General features: G+C 44.7%; 14 protein-coding genes. 6 read left to right on the top strand and 8 right to left on the bottom strand.

Features of this window, described 5'->3' with window-relative positions; translation table 11 throughout:
- Positions 1-98 precede the first annotated feature (98 nt).
- On the top strand, positions 99-1934 hold the full coding sequence (locus tag FG24_RS07295) for a sensor domain-containing diguanylate cyclase (RefSeq protein WP_036302266.1): 1836 nt from the start codon (positions 99-101) through the stop codon (positions 1932-1934).
- A 213-nt stretch (positions 1935-2147) separates the two neighbouring features.
- Here FG24_RS07295 and FG24_RS07290 read toward each other — a convergent pair whose 3' ends face one another.
- Both FG24_RS07290 and FG24_RS07285 read right to left on the bottom strand, forming a co-directional pair.
- The gene (locus FG24_RS07290) at positions 2148-2471 is read right to left on the bottom strand and encodes a c-type cytochrome (RefSeq protein ID WP_036302265.1); all 324 of its coding nucleotides are present in this window, start codon (positions 2469-2471) and stop codon (positions 2148-2150) included.
- A gap of 26 nt (positions 2472-2497) precedes the next feature.
- The gene (locus tag FG24_RS07285; protein WP_036302264.1) at positions 2498-4384 is read right to left on the bottom strand and encodes a methanol/ethanol family PQQ-dependent dehydrogenase; all 1887 of its coding nucleotides are present in this window, start codon (positions 4382-4384) and stop codon (positions 2498-2500) included.
- 286 nt (positions 4385-4670) lie between these two features.
- Here FG24_RS07285 and FG24_RS07280 point away from each other — a divergent pair, with 286 nt between their 5' ends.
- Together FG24_RS07280 and FG24_RS07275 are read left to right on the top strand one after the other, a co-directional pair.
- The gene (locus tag FG24_RS07280) at positions 4671-6611 is read left to right on the top strand and encodes a sigma-54-dependent Fis family transcriptional regulator (RefSeq protein WP_036302262.1); all 1941 of its coding nucleotides are present in this window, start codon (positions 4671-4673) and stop codon (positions 6609-6611) included.
- A 63-nt stretch (positions 6612-6674) separates the two neighbouring features.
- Positions 6675-7256: a nucleotidyltransferase family protein gene (locus FG24_RS07275; protein ID WP_036302261.1), complete on the top strand. Its 582-nt coding sequence runs from the start codon at positions 6675-6677 to the stop codon at positions 7254-7256.
- On the opposite strand, the gene FG24_RS07270 is transcribed toward FG24_RS07275, so the two are convergent.
- From FG24_RS07270 to FG24_RS07260, 3 genes are read right to left on the bottom strand one after another with little or no spacing between them, the layout of a single operon-like run.
- Positions 7253-8230, bottom strand: coding sequence for an XdhC family protein (locus tag FG24_RS07270; protein ID WP_036302260.1), 978 nt, complete (start codon positions 8228-8230; stop codon positions 7253-7255). The two genes, FG24_RS07275 and FG24_RS07270, sit on opposite strands and share 4 nt — an antisense overlap.
- Positions 8231-8234: 4 nt before the next feature.
- Complete coding sequence (locus FG24_RS07265) at positions 8235-10412, bottom strand: xanthine dehydrogenase family protein molybdopterin-binding subunit (RefSeq protein WP_036302259.1); 2178 nt, start codon at positions 10410-10412, stop codon at positions 8235-8237.
- A 9-nt stretch (positions 10413-10421) separates the two neighbouring features.
- Entirely contained in the window at positions 10422-10880 is a 459-nt protein-coding gene (locus tag FG24_RS07260; protein WP_036302258.1) for a (2Fe-2S)-binding protein, read from the bottom strand.
- Between the two features lie 171 nt (positions 10881-11051).
- Here FG24_RS07260 and FG24_RS07255 point away from each other — a divergent pair, with 171 nt between their 5' ends.
- From FG24_RS07255 to FG24_RS07245, 3 genes are all read left to right on the top strand, one after another.
- Entirely contained in the window at positions 11052-11957 is a 906-nt protein-coding gene (locus tag FG24_RS07255; RefSeq protein WP_036304069.1) for a LysR family transcriptional regulator, read from the top strand.
- A gap of 153 nt (positions 11958-12110) precedes the next feature.
- Positions 12111-12806, top strand: coding sequence for an SDR family oxidoreductase (locus tag FG24_RS07250; protein WP_036302256.1), 696 nt, complete (start codon positions 12111-12113; stop codon positions 12804-12806).
- A gap of 140 nt (positions 12807-12946) precedes the next feature.
- On the top strand, positions 12947-13852 hold the full coding sequence (locus FG24_RS07245; RefSeq protein WP_081880955.1) for an HD-GYP domain-containing protein: 906 nt from the start codon (positions 12947-12949) through the stop codon (positions 13850-13852).
- 195 nt (positions 13853-14047) lie between these two features.
- On the opposite strand, the gene modC is transcribed toward FG24_RS07245, so the two are convergent.
- Genes modC through modA form a run of 3 tightly spaced genes read right to left on the bottom strand, consistent with a single transcriptional unit; the run spans position 14048 to position 16582 of the window.
- On the bottom strand, positions 14048-15118 hold the full coding sequence (gene modC, locus FG24_RS07240; protein WP_036302255.1) for a molybdenum ABC transporter ATP-binding protein: 1071 nt from the start codon (positions 15116-15118) through the stop codon (positions 14048-14050).
- Between the two features lies 1 nt (position 15119).
- Positions 15120-15803: a molybdate ABC transporter permease subunit gene (gene modB, locus FG24_RS07235; protein ID WP_200876879.1), complete on the bottom strand. Its 684-nt coding sequence runs from the start codon at positions 15801-15803 to the stop codon at positions 15120-15122.
- A 23-nt stretch (positions 15804-15826) separates the two neighbouring features.
- On the bottom strand, positions 15827-16582 hold the full coding sequence (modA, locus tag FG24_RS07230) for a molybdate ABC transporter substrate-binding protein (RefSeq protein WP_036302254.1): 756 nt from the start codon (positions 16580-16582) through the stop codon (positions 15827-15829).
- Between the last annotated feature and the right edge of the window lie 15 nt (positions 16583-16597).

The raw sequence follows: 16597 nt of genomic DNA, 5'->3' as shown, positions 1-16597 counted from the left end.
ATAATTGTGGTTAAATTAACACCATAGTAAGATGACAGCTTGTTACAAGTTAAACAACATGTAACAATCACCCAAAAGGATTAATCAGCACGGATCTTATGGAACAGAAACTAACCTCACTTGAAATTGCTCGCCAGACGCTAATTCAGCTATCAAAAAGCCAAAGACCACCCACACCTGAGAACTACAGACAAGTTTACGATGAAATTGCTGGCGTGGCCTCATCAAACAGCAAAGCGATTTTAGACAATACCTTGAACAAGGTACTGTTAGAGAAAAGTAAAGATAACGCTAAATACGCAACGGTTGCAAAAAGAATTTCCAGCTTGATCGACAAACATGATGCGGTTAATTTGGATAAGCAACTTCGTGCGCTGATTTCTAACGATGGTGAAAACGAGGATGACATTCAGTGGGGCACACTATTACGCTACTTACTCAAGCAGCTAGAACTTAATCATACAGGGTTAACGGCCTCAACCAAAAAAGACGGCTTAAATCGCATCATCTCAACCTTTGGAAACGACCCTTCTCAGCTAGCGGAGAAGATTCAGACGCTTGTAACCTCATGGGGCGAAGGCAAAGCTGTGAGCATTGAAATACCTCCCAATGACATTTCCAAACCAAACCATAATGGGCAACCATCTAACAAAGATGACGCGCCACTGCCTATACATAATCATACGGATAAAAGTGATGTCAATCACGCAGAAACCGCTGTCGCTTGGCGCGACATACTGATTAGGACGATCAGGATTCTTGTCCTACCTAAATTCACAGACTCACCGAGTGCCGCTAACCGTGTTGAGGAGTTAATTAAAGAAGCTGAAGCCGCACAAACGCTTGAGCAAATTAACCAACTAAACGGTGCTTTACGGTCCACCCTGCTGCGAGCAGAAATGCAAACAGATGCTCAGCGTAGGATGCAAGAAGCTTTGGTTGAAATATTGCGACTACTAGTTGCCAGCATGGCTGATTTAACCATTGAAGACCAATGGTTACATGCTCAAATTGTAATCGTGAAAGAAATTATTTCAAAACCGCTCAAAATTGACACTGTCTATAACGCAGAAAGTAGCCTAAAAGATCTCATTTTCAAGCAGGCTCAGATTAAACCTGGCCTGATTGAAGCAAAAGAAACACTGAGAAGCATGGTGAGCACATTTGTGAGCCGGCTGGCTGACATTACAACCTCGACAGGTAGCTACCAAAACAAGATTCAGCAATACCATACTCAAATCAACGAGATTGAGGATATCTCTGAACTCAACACTATCTTAGAAAGCTTAGTGGGTGATATTGGTGAAATGAACAATGAGGCAAAAGCCAATCACGTTACGCTCTTAGCGTCACAGAAAAAAGCAGAAGAAGCCGAAAAGAAAATCAACGAACTAACGCTGAAACTTGATTATATTAGTGAAGCTGCACATGAGGACTTTTTAACCGGCGCATTAAATAGGCGCGGCATGGATGAGGCACTTGTTCGTGAATTTGAGCGGTCTGACAGGCATGGTACGCCACTATCGCTAGCAATGCTAGACGTTGACCACTTTAAGAAAATTAACGACACCATGGGACATTCAACTGGCGATAAAGCGCTCGCCCATTTATCCAAGGTCGTTAAGAACATTTTACGTAGCACGGATGTGCTAGCGCGCTATGGCGGTGAGGAGTTTGTTATTTTACTGCCAGGCTCAAATCAAAAAGACGCCGTCACTGTGGTTTCAGGCTTGCAGCGCGACTTAACAAAAAACTTCTTCTTGCACAATAATGAGCGCATACTCATTACCTTTAGTGCAGGGGTTGCAGAGCGATTGTATGGAGAAACAGTTGATAGTGTGCTACCTCGCGCGGATGCGGCCTTATATTTGGCAAAACAATCTGGTCGAAACCGTGTCGTAGGGGCGGAGCAACCAGTCGCTAATGTTGAATAGCCATCAGGTGCTTGATAGCCCTGTCTGCTTTGAGATTGAGCACAATCTGAGGTTAAGCCTTCGTTGAAATAAACTCAAGGTCAAGTAAGCCCAAGGTGAAGCTAAACCGACTAAGCACAATCTAGAAAAGACAACGTCTTGATTATTTCTGACATAAAAAAAGGGCCAACCTCACGGTTGACCCTTTTCTTTTATGACAGAACACTCAAACAGCTAGGCCTGTTTAAGTATCCATTTCACAATCGTTTTAATATCGTCATCTTTTACTTGTGGGCTGTTAGGTGGCATCGCCATTTTTCCCCAAACGCCACCACCACCGGCTTTCACTTTTGCAACCAATTTAGCTTCAGCAGATGCATCACCTTTATATTTAGTGGCTACGTCTTTGTAAGATGGACCAAGAATCGCATTCTGAACTCCATGACACATTAAACATCCGCTCTTTTGTGCAAGACTTTCTGCCGGATCAGCAGCATTAGCCGCTTGCACACTCAAGAGCAATGCACTTAATAAAACTGTTTTCTTTAATAGATACATTTAATATTTCCTCATGACTTAATAAGTTAAAGACTAAATACGTTCATTGCGCCGCCACCAGGTGCCGCATTGTATTTAACTAGATCTTTATAACCACCAGCAGCGCCTAAGCCATCGGTAGCGTTAGTTAAACCTAGGTTCATCGCAACCCCTGCCCAGCCACCAATACCAGACAGCACACCTACATACTGCTTACCTTTATGGCCGTAAGTAATGGCATTACCCACTACGCCAGAACCTACTTGGAACTTCCACAACTCTTTACCTGAGTTAGCATCAACCGCTTTAAACCAACGATCTAGTGTACCGTAGAACACTAGGTTGGTAGAGGTAACAAGTGCACCACCCCAAGCTGAGAACTGCTCTTTTTTGTACCAAGCTGATTTACCTTTTAAACCATCCCAAGCCATAAAGCCGCCCATCACACCATCTGGACCAGGGAACATGGTTAAGGTTGAACCTACCCATGGTTGACCAGCCACGTATTTAGACTCAACTGGCTCATAAGTCATGCACACATGGTTAAGTGGTACGTAGAACATGCCAGTTTTTGGTGAGAACGCAGCAGGTTGCTGATCTTTTACGCCAAGCGCTGAAGGACAAATCCCTAGTGCGTTGTAATCTTGGTGGGTTGAAAACTTAGGATCTTTTACTGGCGTACCAGTTTTAAGATCAACACTAGATGCCCAGTTAACAAACGGATGCATTTTGTTGGCAACTAACAATGAGCCATTGGTGCGGTCAAACGTGTAACCGAAACCGTTACGGTCAAAGTGGCTAGCAAGTTTTTTGCCTTTAGAATCCCACAATATGATTTCATTCATACCGTCGTAATCCCACTCGTCATGCGGCGTCATTTGATAGCCCCATTTAGCCTCGCCGGTATCAACATCACGTGCAAAAATCGTCATCGACCATTTGTTATCGCCTGGGCGCACATCTGGGTTCCATGTGCTTGGGTTACCGGTACCGTAGTACATTAAGTTCAACTTAGTATCGTATGAGTACCAACCCCAAGTTGGGCCTCCGCCATTCTGCCAGCCATCTTTTTTGGCTTGTGGTTTGAGCCAAGTTTTAATACCAAGATCTTTCTCTGGGAACTTCAATTGATCTTTAGGTAAAGCTTTAAATGAACCGCCAATTTTATTGCCGCCGTTTACATCTTGGTAAAGCGATAACGCGCTGTAGTGCGGATTATCTTTATTAAAATCATCACCAATCAATACATCTTGGTCTGAACCTGTGCTGTATGCACGCCATACCAATGCACCGTCTTTAATGTTATAGGCAGAGATATAACAACGCACACCATACTCGCCACCAGAACAGCCAGTAATCACTTTGTCCTTAATTACATGGGGGGCGTTGGTATTTGATGCACCCTCTTTCGCATTGGTAACTTGCGTGTCCCAAAGTTTTTTACCAGTTTTTGCATCCAATGCCACTAATAACCCGTCGTTCTGTTGCAAGAAAATCTTGCCATCGCCATAACCTAAACCACGATTGACGTTATCGCAGCATAGCAAAGCTTGTGTTGATGGATCTTGTTTAGGAAAATAAGACCAAAGAATTTTCTGACTATTATTTAAGTCTAGCGCGTAGATGTTATTAGGAAACGCGGTATGGATATACATCACACCATTAATCACCAATGGCGCGCCTTCATGACCACGATTAACCCCTGTTGCAAAAGACCAGGCAAGTTTCATGTTTTTCACATTGCCTTTATTGATTTGGCTAAGACGGCTATAACCAGTATTGCTAAAATCTTTGCGTGGATGTGCCCACTGATTATCATCTTTCATAAGTGTTGATAATTCATCTTCAGCAAAAGCTGGTGTGCTCAGCATGCCGAACAGGCTTGCACTTAACGCTAAGCCAACGCTAAATTTACGTTTAAATTGATGATTCATTTTGCATCCCCAAATTATAAAAATTATTTAAGTTATGTATTACTAATTTCATGCATTGAAACGACATTGGTAACAGTGCTAATATTGCAATGGGCATGCCAACACAATAAAAAGCCGCAATTTAAATAATTTTATATAAAAAAATTATTTAAAATCAACAAACTAAAATTTCCTTGGAAATGAACACCCTTTCCATACTGAAAGCATTTAACTTTTAACACTGTGTCAAAATTGAACAGTTGTCACGTGACAGGTGTTCAATTACTTAAGGTAAGTAGCCAACGATATGAGCAATGCCACAACCGATAAAACCCCAACCATACTGCAGGCCAGAAAAGAGTTTTTGAGCAATGGCAATGTAGAACAAGGGGCGATTGCTGAAGCGATTGAGCGCTCATGGCGGCGTTGTCTGGCGAATGGTATTGATACAAACTCACCGCAAAGCTTAGAGGTTGTTACCGCGCAAGAGCTTGCGCTAAAACGTGAGCAGAATCAGCAACTGCTCAAGCTTGCACAACCTGAGATGGAGACACTTAACGAGCAAATCGCACATACACGTAACGTGGTGATATTAACGGACGATGAAGGCGTGATTCTGCATAGCCTAGGCGGCCATCACTTTCTGAACGAAGAGCAACGCATTGCTTTATCTGCCGGTGCATCTTGGCATGAGAACCATAGAGGTACCAATGCGATTGGCACTGTGCTAATTGAGCAATCAGCACTCACGGTACAGGGTGCTGAGCACTTTATGGCATACCATCACTCATTAAGCTGCTCGGCTGTCCCTATTTTTGGTGCGGAGAATCAACTGATTGCTACATTGGATGTTTCTAACGATTCCAACACATCGCAGCAACATACGTTGGCGTTGATTAAGATGTCCGCGCAGATGATTGAGAATCGGCTGTTTTTAGCGAGCCATCAAGGCGATGTGGTATTGCACTTTCATGCTCGTCCAGAGTTTATCGGCACCTTATGGGAAGGTGTTGCCATTTTCACCGCAGGTGGTCAATTGGTTGCCATCAACCGTAGCGGCCAGTTCCAGCTGAGTCTGAATACAGGCGCTACCCCTGCGAATAGCTCACGGGCTTATCCGCAAATTAACTTTGACCAGTTATTTGATATCCCATTTAACAGTTTATTAAGACAAACCGGTAGTGCAGATAAATTAATCGTTCCATTAAGGTTAAATAATGGCGCACGTATTTATGTGCAAGTAGAACTGTTACATAAAAAACAACAGATTAGCACCACACCACCTGCCATCGTAAAAAGAACCAGTGCTGCCAATTTAGACTTGCTAGACAGTGGTGACGCTAAAATATCACGGGCTATACAACAAATAAAACAAGTACTGTCACGCGACATCCCTATTTTGATTCAAGGCGAAACGGGTGTTGGTAAAGAGTTATTCGCATGCGCGATTCATGAGGCAAGTGCACAGCATAAAGGCCCATGGATTGCCGTGAATTGTGCTGCATTGCCAGAGGGCTTAATTGAGGCAGAGTTATTTGGCTATGAAGAAGGTGCATTTACCGGTGCAAGGCGCAAAGGCAGCCCTGGCAAGATTGAGCAAGCGAATGGCGGTACGCTATTCTTGGATGAAATTGGCGATATGCCGCTCTCCTTGCAAGCAAGGTTACTGAGAGTGCTGCAAGAACGCACGGTTACACCATTAGGCAGCTCAAAATCGATTCCAGTCAATTTCTCGCTAATCAGCGCTACCAATTTAAAACTAAAAGAAAAAGTAGATAGCGGCGAGTTCCGTAGTGACCTTTATTACCGCCTAAATGGCTTAAGCGTAGCCCTGCCGCCCTTGCGAGAACGCTCTGATTTGCAGGCGCTGATTGATGTCATTTTGCATATTGAACAAGCTGGCAACATAGAAATTACGCCCGACGTCATGGACGTATTCAAAGCACACTCTTGGCCGGGCAATATCCGCCAGTTGCACAATGTACTCAGAACCGCATTGGCGCTGGCAGATGGAACGCCAATTAGCACGCTACACCTCACTCAAGATTTTATTGACGAAATGCCGCAAGCTAAGCCATGTCTGACAGCTGAGTCATCATCCACCTCATTGGATTTAGACGATTTAACCAGCCAAGCGATTAGGCACGCTATGCAAACAGAGGCCGGTAATGTTTCCGCAGTTGCGCGCCAGCTCGGCATTAGCCGCAATACGCTGTATCGTAAACTTAAAGCGATGGGCATCAGTTAAATTGGTAGCTGCATAACACCAGCCAGCTATGCCAAACCTAAAGTAGTCACGCAGGGATTTTTAATGATAGGCATTTTACTGGCGGCTGGTTATTCACGACGATTCGGCAACAGTGACAAGCTATTACAAGCCCTGCCAGATGGTCGGCTAATAGCGCTAGCTTCGGCTCAAAATCTCATTGAGGCAATGCCCACCAGTATTGCGGTGGTGCGGGCAGAAAATACTCAGCTTGCTGAGTTATTACTCACGACCGGTTTTAATGTGGTGGCATGTGAAGAGGATAAGCAGGAAATGGCGGATAGCCTATCTACTGCCATCCGCTTTTCATTTAATTTTGAGGCGGCAAAAGAAGGCTTTGTGATTGCCTTGGCAGACATGCCATATATTCAATCTGCCACGATTAGTACTGTTGCTAAGCAACTAACAAATAGTACTAACCAATCCATCGTCATCCCCACTTATAAGGACCAACGCGGACATCCTGTTGGCTTTGCTGCTAAACATCGTAGCGATCTAGAAAAGCTACACGGTGATGAAGGTGCTCGCTCTATTATTAAACGATATCCAGATGAAGTTTGCATGCTGCCATGTGAGGATGCGGGAATTTTGGCAGATATTGATACGCAAGCTGATATAAAACGTTAAGCCGCACAACTTACTTGGTTTATCAAACCAATCGTCGTCTGTTGCGCTCGCACTTGAATCAACTCGGCAAGAATAGCAACAGCAATTTCTGCAGGTGTACGGCTACCGATGCGTAACCCCACTGGGCCGCGCATCGTCGCAATTTCAGCCTCATTCAGATCAAACATCCGTAAACGTTCACGACGCTTTTCCTGATTTTTGTGCGAGCCAAGTGCACCTACATAAAATGCATCGGACTTTAATGCTTCAAGCAAAGCCATGTCATCCAGCTTAGGGTCATGCGTCACCGCCACAATCGCGGTATGCGCATCTGGCTCAATATCCAGCACCACATCATCAGGCATGCCATATACCCAAGTGGCGCCCTCTACATGCCACTCATCTCGAATTTCTTGGCGTGGCTCACACACCAGTACATCAAAATCCAATGCTTGTGCCATACTCGCTAGCGTAGCGCCAAGTTGATTAGCGCCAATAATCAATAAACGCCATTGCGGTCCAAAGTAAGTATGAAACCAATCACCCTCAATTCTAGGTGCGCCTTCAGGCAACACTTCTGTGAGCTTGATTTCACCTGTGCGAATATTCACAGAGCGTTTGGTCAGTTTACGGTCACGTAAGTTCTGAATAATCGACTCTAACTGTGCGGCCTCATTCAATGGCTCCACAAATATCTGCAATTGGCCACCACATGGGATTCTAAAGCGCTGTGCATCTTCACGGCTAACACCGTATTCCATGACCGTAGGTTGTGTTGGCAAGGTTCGATTACGTGCCTTATCTGCTAAATCATCTTCAATACAGCCACCGGAAACTGAGCCGATAAGATGCCCATCTTCACGCACCACCAGCACCGCACCGGGTAGACGCGGCGCAGAGCCCCACGTCTTCACTACGGTAAACAAATGCGCCTGATAACCATCATTCAGCCAATCAAGCGCTCTGTCTAATACTTCTAAGTCAGCAGATTTCAAGGGATTAAGCCAACTGATTGCCAATCGGCAATTGGCGGATACGTTTGCCGGTAGCCGCAAAAATTGCATTAGTCACCGCAGGTGCAACAGGCGGCAAGCCCGGCTCACCTACACCGCCCATTTTTTCAGTGCTTTGCACGATGTGTACTTCAACCTTGGGCATATCACTCATGCGCATCACGAGGTAATCGTGGAAGTTAGATTGCTGGACCTTACCTTCTTTAAAGGTAATTTCACTTTGCATGGCAGCTCCTAAGCCAAAAGAAATCGAAGACTCCATTTGTGCTTTTAGAGAATAAGGGTTTACTGCCAGCCCGCAATCAATGGCACATACCATACGATGCACTTTCACCGCACCTTGATCAACAGACACTTCTGCGACTTGCGCAACAAAACTGCCAAAAGACTCATGCACAGCAATCCCACGAAAAACACCTTTAGGCAATGGCTTACCCCACTCGGCTTTCTCAGCCGCTAAATTAAGCGCAGCCAAATGACGTGGGTGACCTTTTAACAACTCACGACGATAATCTAATGGGTCTTTTTTCGCACTATGTGCAAGTTCATCCACCAAACTTTCCATCACAAATGCAGAATGGCTATGCCCAACTGAACGCCACCAAAGCACAGGAATACCAGTTTTCACGGTATGCAAACTCACATGATAGTTAGGAGTTTTCTTCAAATAGGGTGAATCTGCAATGCCCTCTACTGAGGTAGCATCAACCCCATCTTTAATCATAAAAGCTTCAAACGGTGTCCCTAACATAATCGACTGACCTACCGTCACTTGCTCCCAAGCGGTAGGGAAACCATCGGCATCCAAGCCGATTTTAGCTTTGTGCAAATACATCGGGCGATAATAACCACCCTGCACATCATCCTCACGGCTCCAAACTGTTTTCACCGGCACACCTGCAGCCTTAGCCACTTGTACCGCTTCTGACACAAAATCAGCGGCTGGATTTGCTCGTCGACCAAAACCACCGCCTAAGAAAAGCGTATGGATTTTGACCTGCTCAGGCTTAAGGCCTAATATTTTTGCCGCAGCTTGCTGGTCTGTTGTTTGCATTTGCGTGCCTGTCCAAATTTCACAAGCATCTTTCTCAATACGGACTGAACAGTTGAGCGGCTCCATCGGTGAGTGTGCTAAATACGGCAATGCGTATTCGGCTTCGATTAATTTCTCAGCTTTAGATAGCGTGGTTTTGCTATCCCCCAGTTGCGCTGCAACTAGACCTGGATTAGCCGCTTTGCTTCTAAAATCCTCAAGCATTGCTTTTGAATCAAGGCTTGCATTTGGGCCTAAGTCCCACTCCACCTTGAGTGCTTCACGTCCTTGTTTTGCTGCCCAATAATTATCAGCCACTACCGCCACACCCGTAGGCACTTGCACCACTTGCTGCACACCTTTCACTTGCTTAGCAGCGCTAGCGTCAAAAGACTTTACTGAGCCGCCGAACACTGGTGAGCGAGCAACCATCGCCGTCATTAGCCCATCAAAATGAATATCTTGGCCAAATACCGCAGTGCCGTTTATTTTCTCTGGGCCATCAAGGCGTTTAGTCGCCTTGCCAATCACTTTCCAATCTTTAGGGTCTTTAAGCGTGACGGCTTTGGGCGTTTCTAACTTAGCCGCTGCTTCAGCTAAATCGCCATAGCTAATTTTCGTGTCATCGCTAATCACAAAACCATTTTCTGTTTTAAGGTTAGCCGCAGGAACACCTAACTGCTCAGCAGCCGCGCCAATTAATAGCTGACGCGTTAAAGCGCCAGCCTGACGATATCGGTCAAACTCTGACCAAGTAGTAGAAGAACCACCAGTGATTTGAATCCCGTAAGCCGTATGAAGATACGCAGGCGATGCAGATGCATGCTCCACTTTAATCTTGCTCCAATCGGCATCCAACTCTTCGGCAATCAACATCGGCAATGTGGTCCATATGCTTTGCCCCATCTCGCTATGTGCAAGCATCACAGTGATTGTATTATCGGTACCGATACGTAAAAAAGCATTAGGTGCTGGTAGCTTTGCCTCACCCGCACTGCCAGTTTCTTTCGCAGCGCCTGGTAGCAAAAAGCGTTTAGCTTGAGGAATAGAGAACGCAATCACAAGGCCGCCCACAACAAGTGCCGAGGCTTTGATGAAAGTACGTCTTGAGATATTTAAAGGGGCTGTCATGATATCTCCTTAAGCTAATTTAGTTGCCGCAGCATGAATCGCTGCACGGATACGCGGATAAGTACCGCAACGGCAGATATTTCCGCTCATGGCTGCATCGATATCTGCATCAGTAGGTTTTTGGTTGGTAGTCAGCAACGCTGTCGCGGCCATGATTTGGCCAGATTGGCAGTATCCACACTGCACCACATCCACCTCACTCCATGCGGCCTGTACCGCTTGGCCCACTTTATCATTTTGAACATCTTCAATCGTGGTAATTTTTTTACCGACAGCAGCAGCAATGGGGGTAATACACGAGCGAATCGCCTGTCCATCCAGATGAACCGTACAGGCCCCACATTGCGCCATGCCACAACCAAACTTGGTACCGGTAAGATGCATGACATCTCTTAATGCCCATAATATCGGCATATCATCAGACACATCCAGCTGCGCTTCTTTACCATTGATATTCAAAATAATCATGATGGTTTACCCTCTAATTTGTTGTTTCAATATTGATTTTTATAAACTTACACGGTAATTATCGATTAATACCAATAACAATTAATGCAAAATAGCACTATCGCACACTGTTAGCTATCATTATATGGAATAATTTGGAATTGATAATTCCAAATTATGGATTACCCACCCATGCAGAATCAATTAGAAATGCTACGCATATTTAAAGCAGTCGCAGAATCCGCCAACTTTAAAGAAGCTTCAATCAGACTAGGTATTTCACCACAATCAGTCACTCGCGCCATCAAAGAGCTGGAAGAACGTGTTGGTGAACCACTGTTTTACAGAAGCACACGGAACACTACCATCACTGAATTTGGTAAGCAAATGGCGCTCAAAAGCGAAGGTGTGATTGAGCAGGTGGATGCACTATTTCAGCTTAATCAACATGCGCACCCGCCACAAGCGATAGAGGGCTCAGTTAAGATTACCATGCCCAGCACATTGGGGCGCCAATACCTACTGCCAGCCCTTACTGCGTTCTCAAAAGATTACCCCAACATTCAGCTAGACCTTAGATTCTCAGATCTGATTGATAATGTAGTGGCTGATCAAATGGATATTGGGGTGCGTATCGGATTTTTTAGTAACAATAGAAATGTTGCAAGACGTGTGAATGAAATTAGATTTCACATTGTTGGCGCGCCTGCGCTTATTGAGAAAACAGGTATTCCTTATCAAGTTAACGATCTGTGTGAAATGCCATACACTGGACTCATTGACCAAAATACCGGCAGAATGTGGCCTTGGTCTTTTGCAGACGAACCAGACTGCTTTCCCAGCGCACCAGCTTTTATTACAGATGACATCGAAGCAGAACTAGCAGCGGTGCTTGCAGGCATTGGCTACGGTCAGCTCCCTGATTTTATATGTAATAAATATATCCAAAATGGCCAGCTCGTTTCCGTATTAGCAGATCAATCACCCGCACCATGGGGTATTTATGTCTATCGCCCACAACGCGGCCCAGTTGCAGAACGTGTCAGAGTAGTATTTGATTACTTAGCAAAAACACTAAGTGAGATTAAATTTGGGTAAACACACAAAACATTTTGATAAACGGTTGGAATTAAACAGCCGAATCAGTTTCCAATGTGGTACACATTTTTAATCGCCACTCGATTAATCACCACTTTAGAAAAAGCATCGCTAAACAACATCTTTATTGTCACTTAAGCAGTTAGGAACATTATGTCGGGAAATTACCAAGTACTCATCACTGGCGCCAACCGTGGTATTGGTCTGGAGTTTGTTAGTCAGTATGCGCGTGACGGCTGGAAGGTATTGGCATGTTGCCGCTCACCTCAACATACAAACGCATTGCAAGCACTTGCAAAAGTAAATACAAACATTCAAATACTGCCATTGGATATTGCAGACTTCGCTCAAATTGAGGCTTTGGCATTGCAGTTGAAAGACTTAAAAATAGATGTCCTCATCAATAATGCCGGCATTTATCCTGATAGCAGCTCAGGTAATATTGATACCAATGACTGGCTAGATGCATTTAAAATCAACAGCATGGCACCGCTGAAAATGGCAATGGCATTTACGCCGCATATTGCCAATAGCCAACTCAAAAAAATTGCCACCCTCTCTAGCAAGATGGGTAGCCTAGACGATAACACCAGTGGTGGCAGTTATATTTACAGAAGCTCTAAAGCGGCAGCTAACATGGTGATGAAAAGCTTATCGATAGACTTACAGCCTTTAGGCATCACCGTCGTCACCTTACATCCGGGCTGGGTGCAGACCGAAATGGGTGGCAGCAATGCATTAATCGATACGAAAACCAGTGTTGCTGGTTTACGGAGGGTGATTGAACAATCCAGCCTAAACACAACAGGGCAATTTATTGCCTATGATGGGCAAGCCATTAAATGGTAAATATCCTGCTGCACTTAATTAACAGGAGTACTTAACACTTAATATGGCGACATTTATCTTGATTGTAATTTTGTAAGGATTAGAACATTGCGCAGACTAAGTATCAGAACTTAACAATAAAATTGATACTGGAATGCTATATGCAAATATTAAAACCACTACGTGCTTACTTTAATTTCAACGCAACGCAAGCAGATAATCAAGAAAACATTCTTGCAAGTTTAATGGTAATGGCATGGGTGGTTGAAGCCAGAGACCCCTACACTGGCGGCCACCTTTGGAGAGTTTCTCGCTTTGCCCAACTCATTGCTAATAAGGCAGGAATTTCTGAGATTGAAACTGCAAAGATTGCTATTGGTGGCTTTCTCCATGATTTAGGTAAAGTGGGCATTCCTGATGCTATTCTTAGCAAGAAGGACAAACTCACTGATGAAGAGTATGCAGTCATTAAGACTCACCCAGAAATTGGTAAGAGGATGCTAGCTGGTCATCCTTTATCATCACTTGCTGTCGACGCAATTTCTATGCATCATGAAACACCAGATGGTCGTGGTTACCCTTCAGGTTTAAGGCGCGAGAAGATTCCCGTTGTCGCAAGAATAATAGGCGTATGTGATGCATTTGATGCAATGACTAGCACAAGACCATACAGGCAAGGGATGCCAATAATAAAAGCACTCTCAATCATTAAAGAAAATCTTGGTACTCAATTTGACCCTGAGTTTGGTGAAATTCTTTTACAGTTAGAAAACAGTGAAGAGCTAAGTCATATTGTTGGTCATTCTGATGAAGGCATACCGCTTCATGAGTGTTTAATGTGTGGTCCCACAATCGTCGTACAAAGTAATGCTAAAAATGGAGACTTAGCTTACTGCAGAGCCTGCCAAAGTGAATACAAACTTGAAGTTGAAACAGGAAAAGGTAAATTTAAAGTTGCACCAACTGGCGCAAAAGGATCTGCTGAAGATTTAATTGCAAAACCTGACCTTATGCTGATTTCTCGACTTATTAATTCATCTGCAAAAGCTATTCATCACATCAAGTGAAGATGTAAGTCTGGCGGACTTAAACTATATAGTAGGATGCATAGTAAAGTATCGCGTTAACAAAAAGACCAACCGTAAAACGGTTAGCAATTTTTTATGTTCCAACTCACTATTAATCAACGTAGCACCCGCCACTTTTGCATTGAAACTGAAGATTTCATTCAAACGACTCTTCCAACGGATTACGCCAATCAACTACTCCATAAGTGCTACTGACTTCACTTGCAACCATACGGCCTGACCCGCGGTGATGTCTAGCGATGCAACAGCGCGTTTGGTCAAGCGGGCTAGTAGCATCATATGGCCAACCTTCACCCTTACCAACGTAAGGCCAGGATGGTTATCGTCAGCAATCGCATCGACAAAGCCCTGAAGCACATTTTGAATGCTACTCTGGCTTGGCATTTCTGTCGCCAAACTCACATCTCTTGCCAACACTTGCACTCTCACCCGCTGACTAATAGAGAAGGCTTGATCATGTGTCCAAAGTGTACCCCCATCAAAGGCTACGCGTGCTAAATGCCACGACGAATCAATCTCTACGACTGTTGCGTCCAATACTACGCCAGCATCCTGACCTAAGTGAATGGGCAGATCGAGTCGTGTAAGGGTCTCAGCCAAGGGGCCACTGGCCAGCACTTGGCCTTTTTCCATCACAACAAGATAATCCGCTAGCCTAGCCACCTCATCTGCTGAATGGCTAACATAGATGACAGGTATTTTTAGCGCTTCATGTAAGCGCTCCAGATAAGGAATAATTTCTTGCTTACGCTGCAAGTCTAGTGCGGATAATGGCTCATCCATCAACAAAATGTTTGGATTAGCCGCAAGCGCCCGTGCAATACTAACGCGGCTACGTTCACCACCAGAAAGTCGGTCTGGCTTTCTATCCAGTAAATGTGCGATACCTAACAGTTCAATGGCTTGATCTAAGCTCACTTTGTGGTCGTCTGATACGCGTCGTTTGCCGTATAACAGATTACCCATGACAGTAAGGTGAGGAAATAAACTAGCCTCTTGGAACACATATCCTAAGCCGCGCTTGTGAGTAGACAACCAATGTTGCTCATCTTGCCAAATTTCGCCATTCACAATCAGGCGTCCTTCGGGCGCTTTTTCCAGCCCAGCAATACAGCGTAGTAACGTAGTCTTACCAGAGCCAGAATGACCAAATAGAGCGATGACACCACGCGCAGGTAAATGCAAATCGACATTAAGATTGAATGTCGGCCAGTCCAGTTTAAAATGTGCTTGGATGCCCTGCATACTAACCGACTTTCTTTGCGCTAGGCCGCCATGTGTATACACACAATAAAACAGCAAAAGAAAAAATCAACATGACCGCCGAAAGGCTGTGCGCCTGCATGTACTCCAAAGCTTCCACATGGTCATATATTTGTACCGAAGCCACGCGGGTCTCACCGGGAATATTGCCCCCTATCATCAATACCACACCAAACTCACCAACGGTGTGCGCAAAAGTCAAAATAGAGGCCGTGATAAATCCAGGTAGCGCTAAGGGTACAGCGACTGTAAAGAATGCATCAAGCGGCGAGGCACGCAATGTGGCTGCCACCTCCAATGGACGCTCACCTATTGCCTCAAACGCATTTTGCAGCGGCTGAACCATAAAAGGCAAAGAGTAAAATACGGAAGCAATCACCAGCCCCCAAAAAGTAAATGGTAAATGCCCAATCCCCAGCGCTTGGGTAAATTGCCCAACTGCTCCATTGGGGCCCATTGCCAGTAATAGATAAAAACCTAGCACAGAGGGCGGCAACACCAAAGGCAATGCTACAACGGCACCAACCGGCCCTTTCCACCAAGCTCTAGTGCGAGCCAACCACCATGCGATAGGCGTACCGATTAACAGTAAAATCATCGTCACAATCCCTGCTAATTTGATGGTTAGCCATATGGCTTGTATATCACTAGGTGTTAGATGCATCATGTTCTATATGATTGACCAGAAATTTAGTTAGGTAGTACAAAGCCATATTTTGTCATGATGGCGCGCGTTGCACTACTGCGCATGTAATCAGCAAATTTTCTTGCGAGGTCATTTCCTTCTGCACGTCTAGTGATAATAAAACCTTGCTCCAGCGGTGCATGCAAGGTATCTGGAATCAACCAATACCCCCCCTTACTAGCAAGCTCAGGATTTAACGCTAAAGATAAAGCAATGATGCCCACTTGAGCATTGCCAGTTTGCACAAACTGCGCAGTGTGGGCAATACTCTCTCCATAGACTAACTTCGCTTCAACTTTACCCCATAGATTAGTAGCACGTAGCGCTTCTTCCGCACGCTTACCGTAAGGTGCATGTTTAGGATTAGCAATCGCAATGTGGCTAATTTTAGAGCTTGTCAGGCTATCTAGCGACATTTTACTGGCATCCATTGCAGCGCTCCAAAGCACAATACGCCCCAACGCATATGGCATCACCTCTGAAGCACTGAACCCATTTTTCGCCAACTCCCGAGGAAAAGCAATGTCCGCAGAAAAGTATAAGTCGTAAGGTGCCCCCTGTTGAATCTGCGTTTGGAACTTGCCAGAAGATCCATAAGTGACATCAATTTCATCTTTAGTGTTAGCTTCTTTAAACTTACCTACAATCTCATCCATCGCAAATTTAAGATCAGATGCAGCAGCAATAGTAATCTTTTCTGCATACGCGTTCATTGACAAAAGTAAAGCGCACATTATGGTTAGCATTTTAAATAACTTCATGGATTAGCTCCTTGT

It is taken from the genome of Methylotenera sp. L2L1 (assembly GCF_000744605.1).
GTDB lineage: Bacteria > Pseudomonadota > Gammaproteobacteria > Burkholderiales > Methylophilaceae > Methylotenera.
This window is presented reverse-complemented; position numbering and strand designations above follow the sequence as displayed.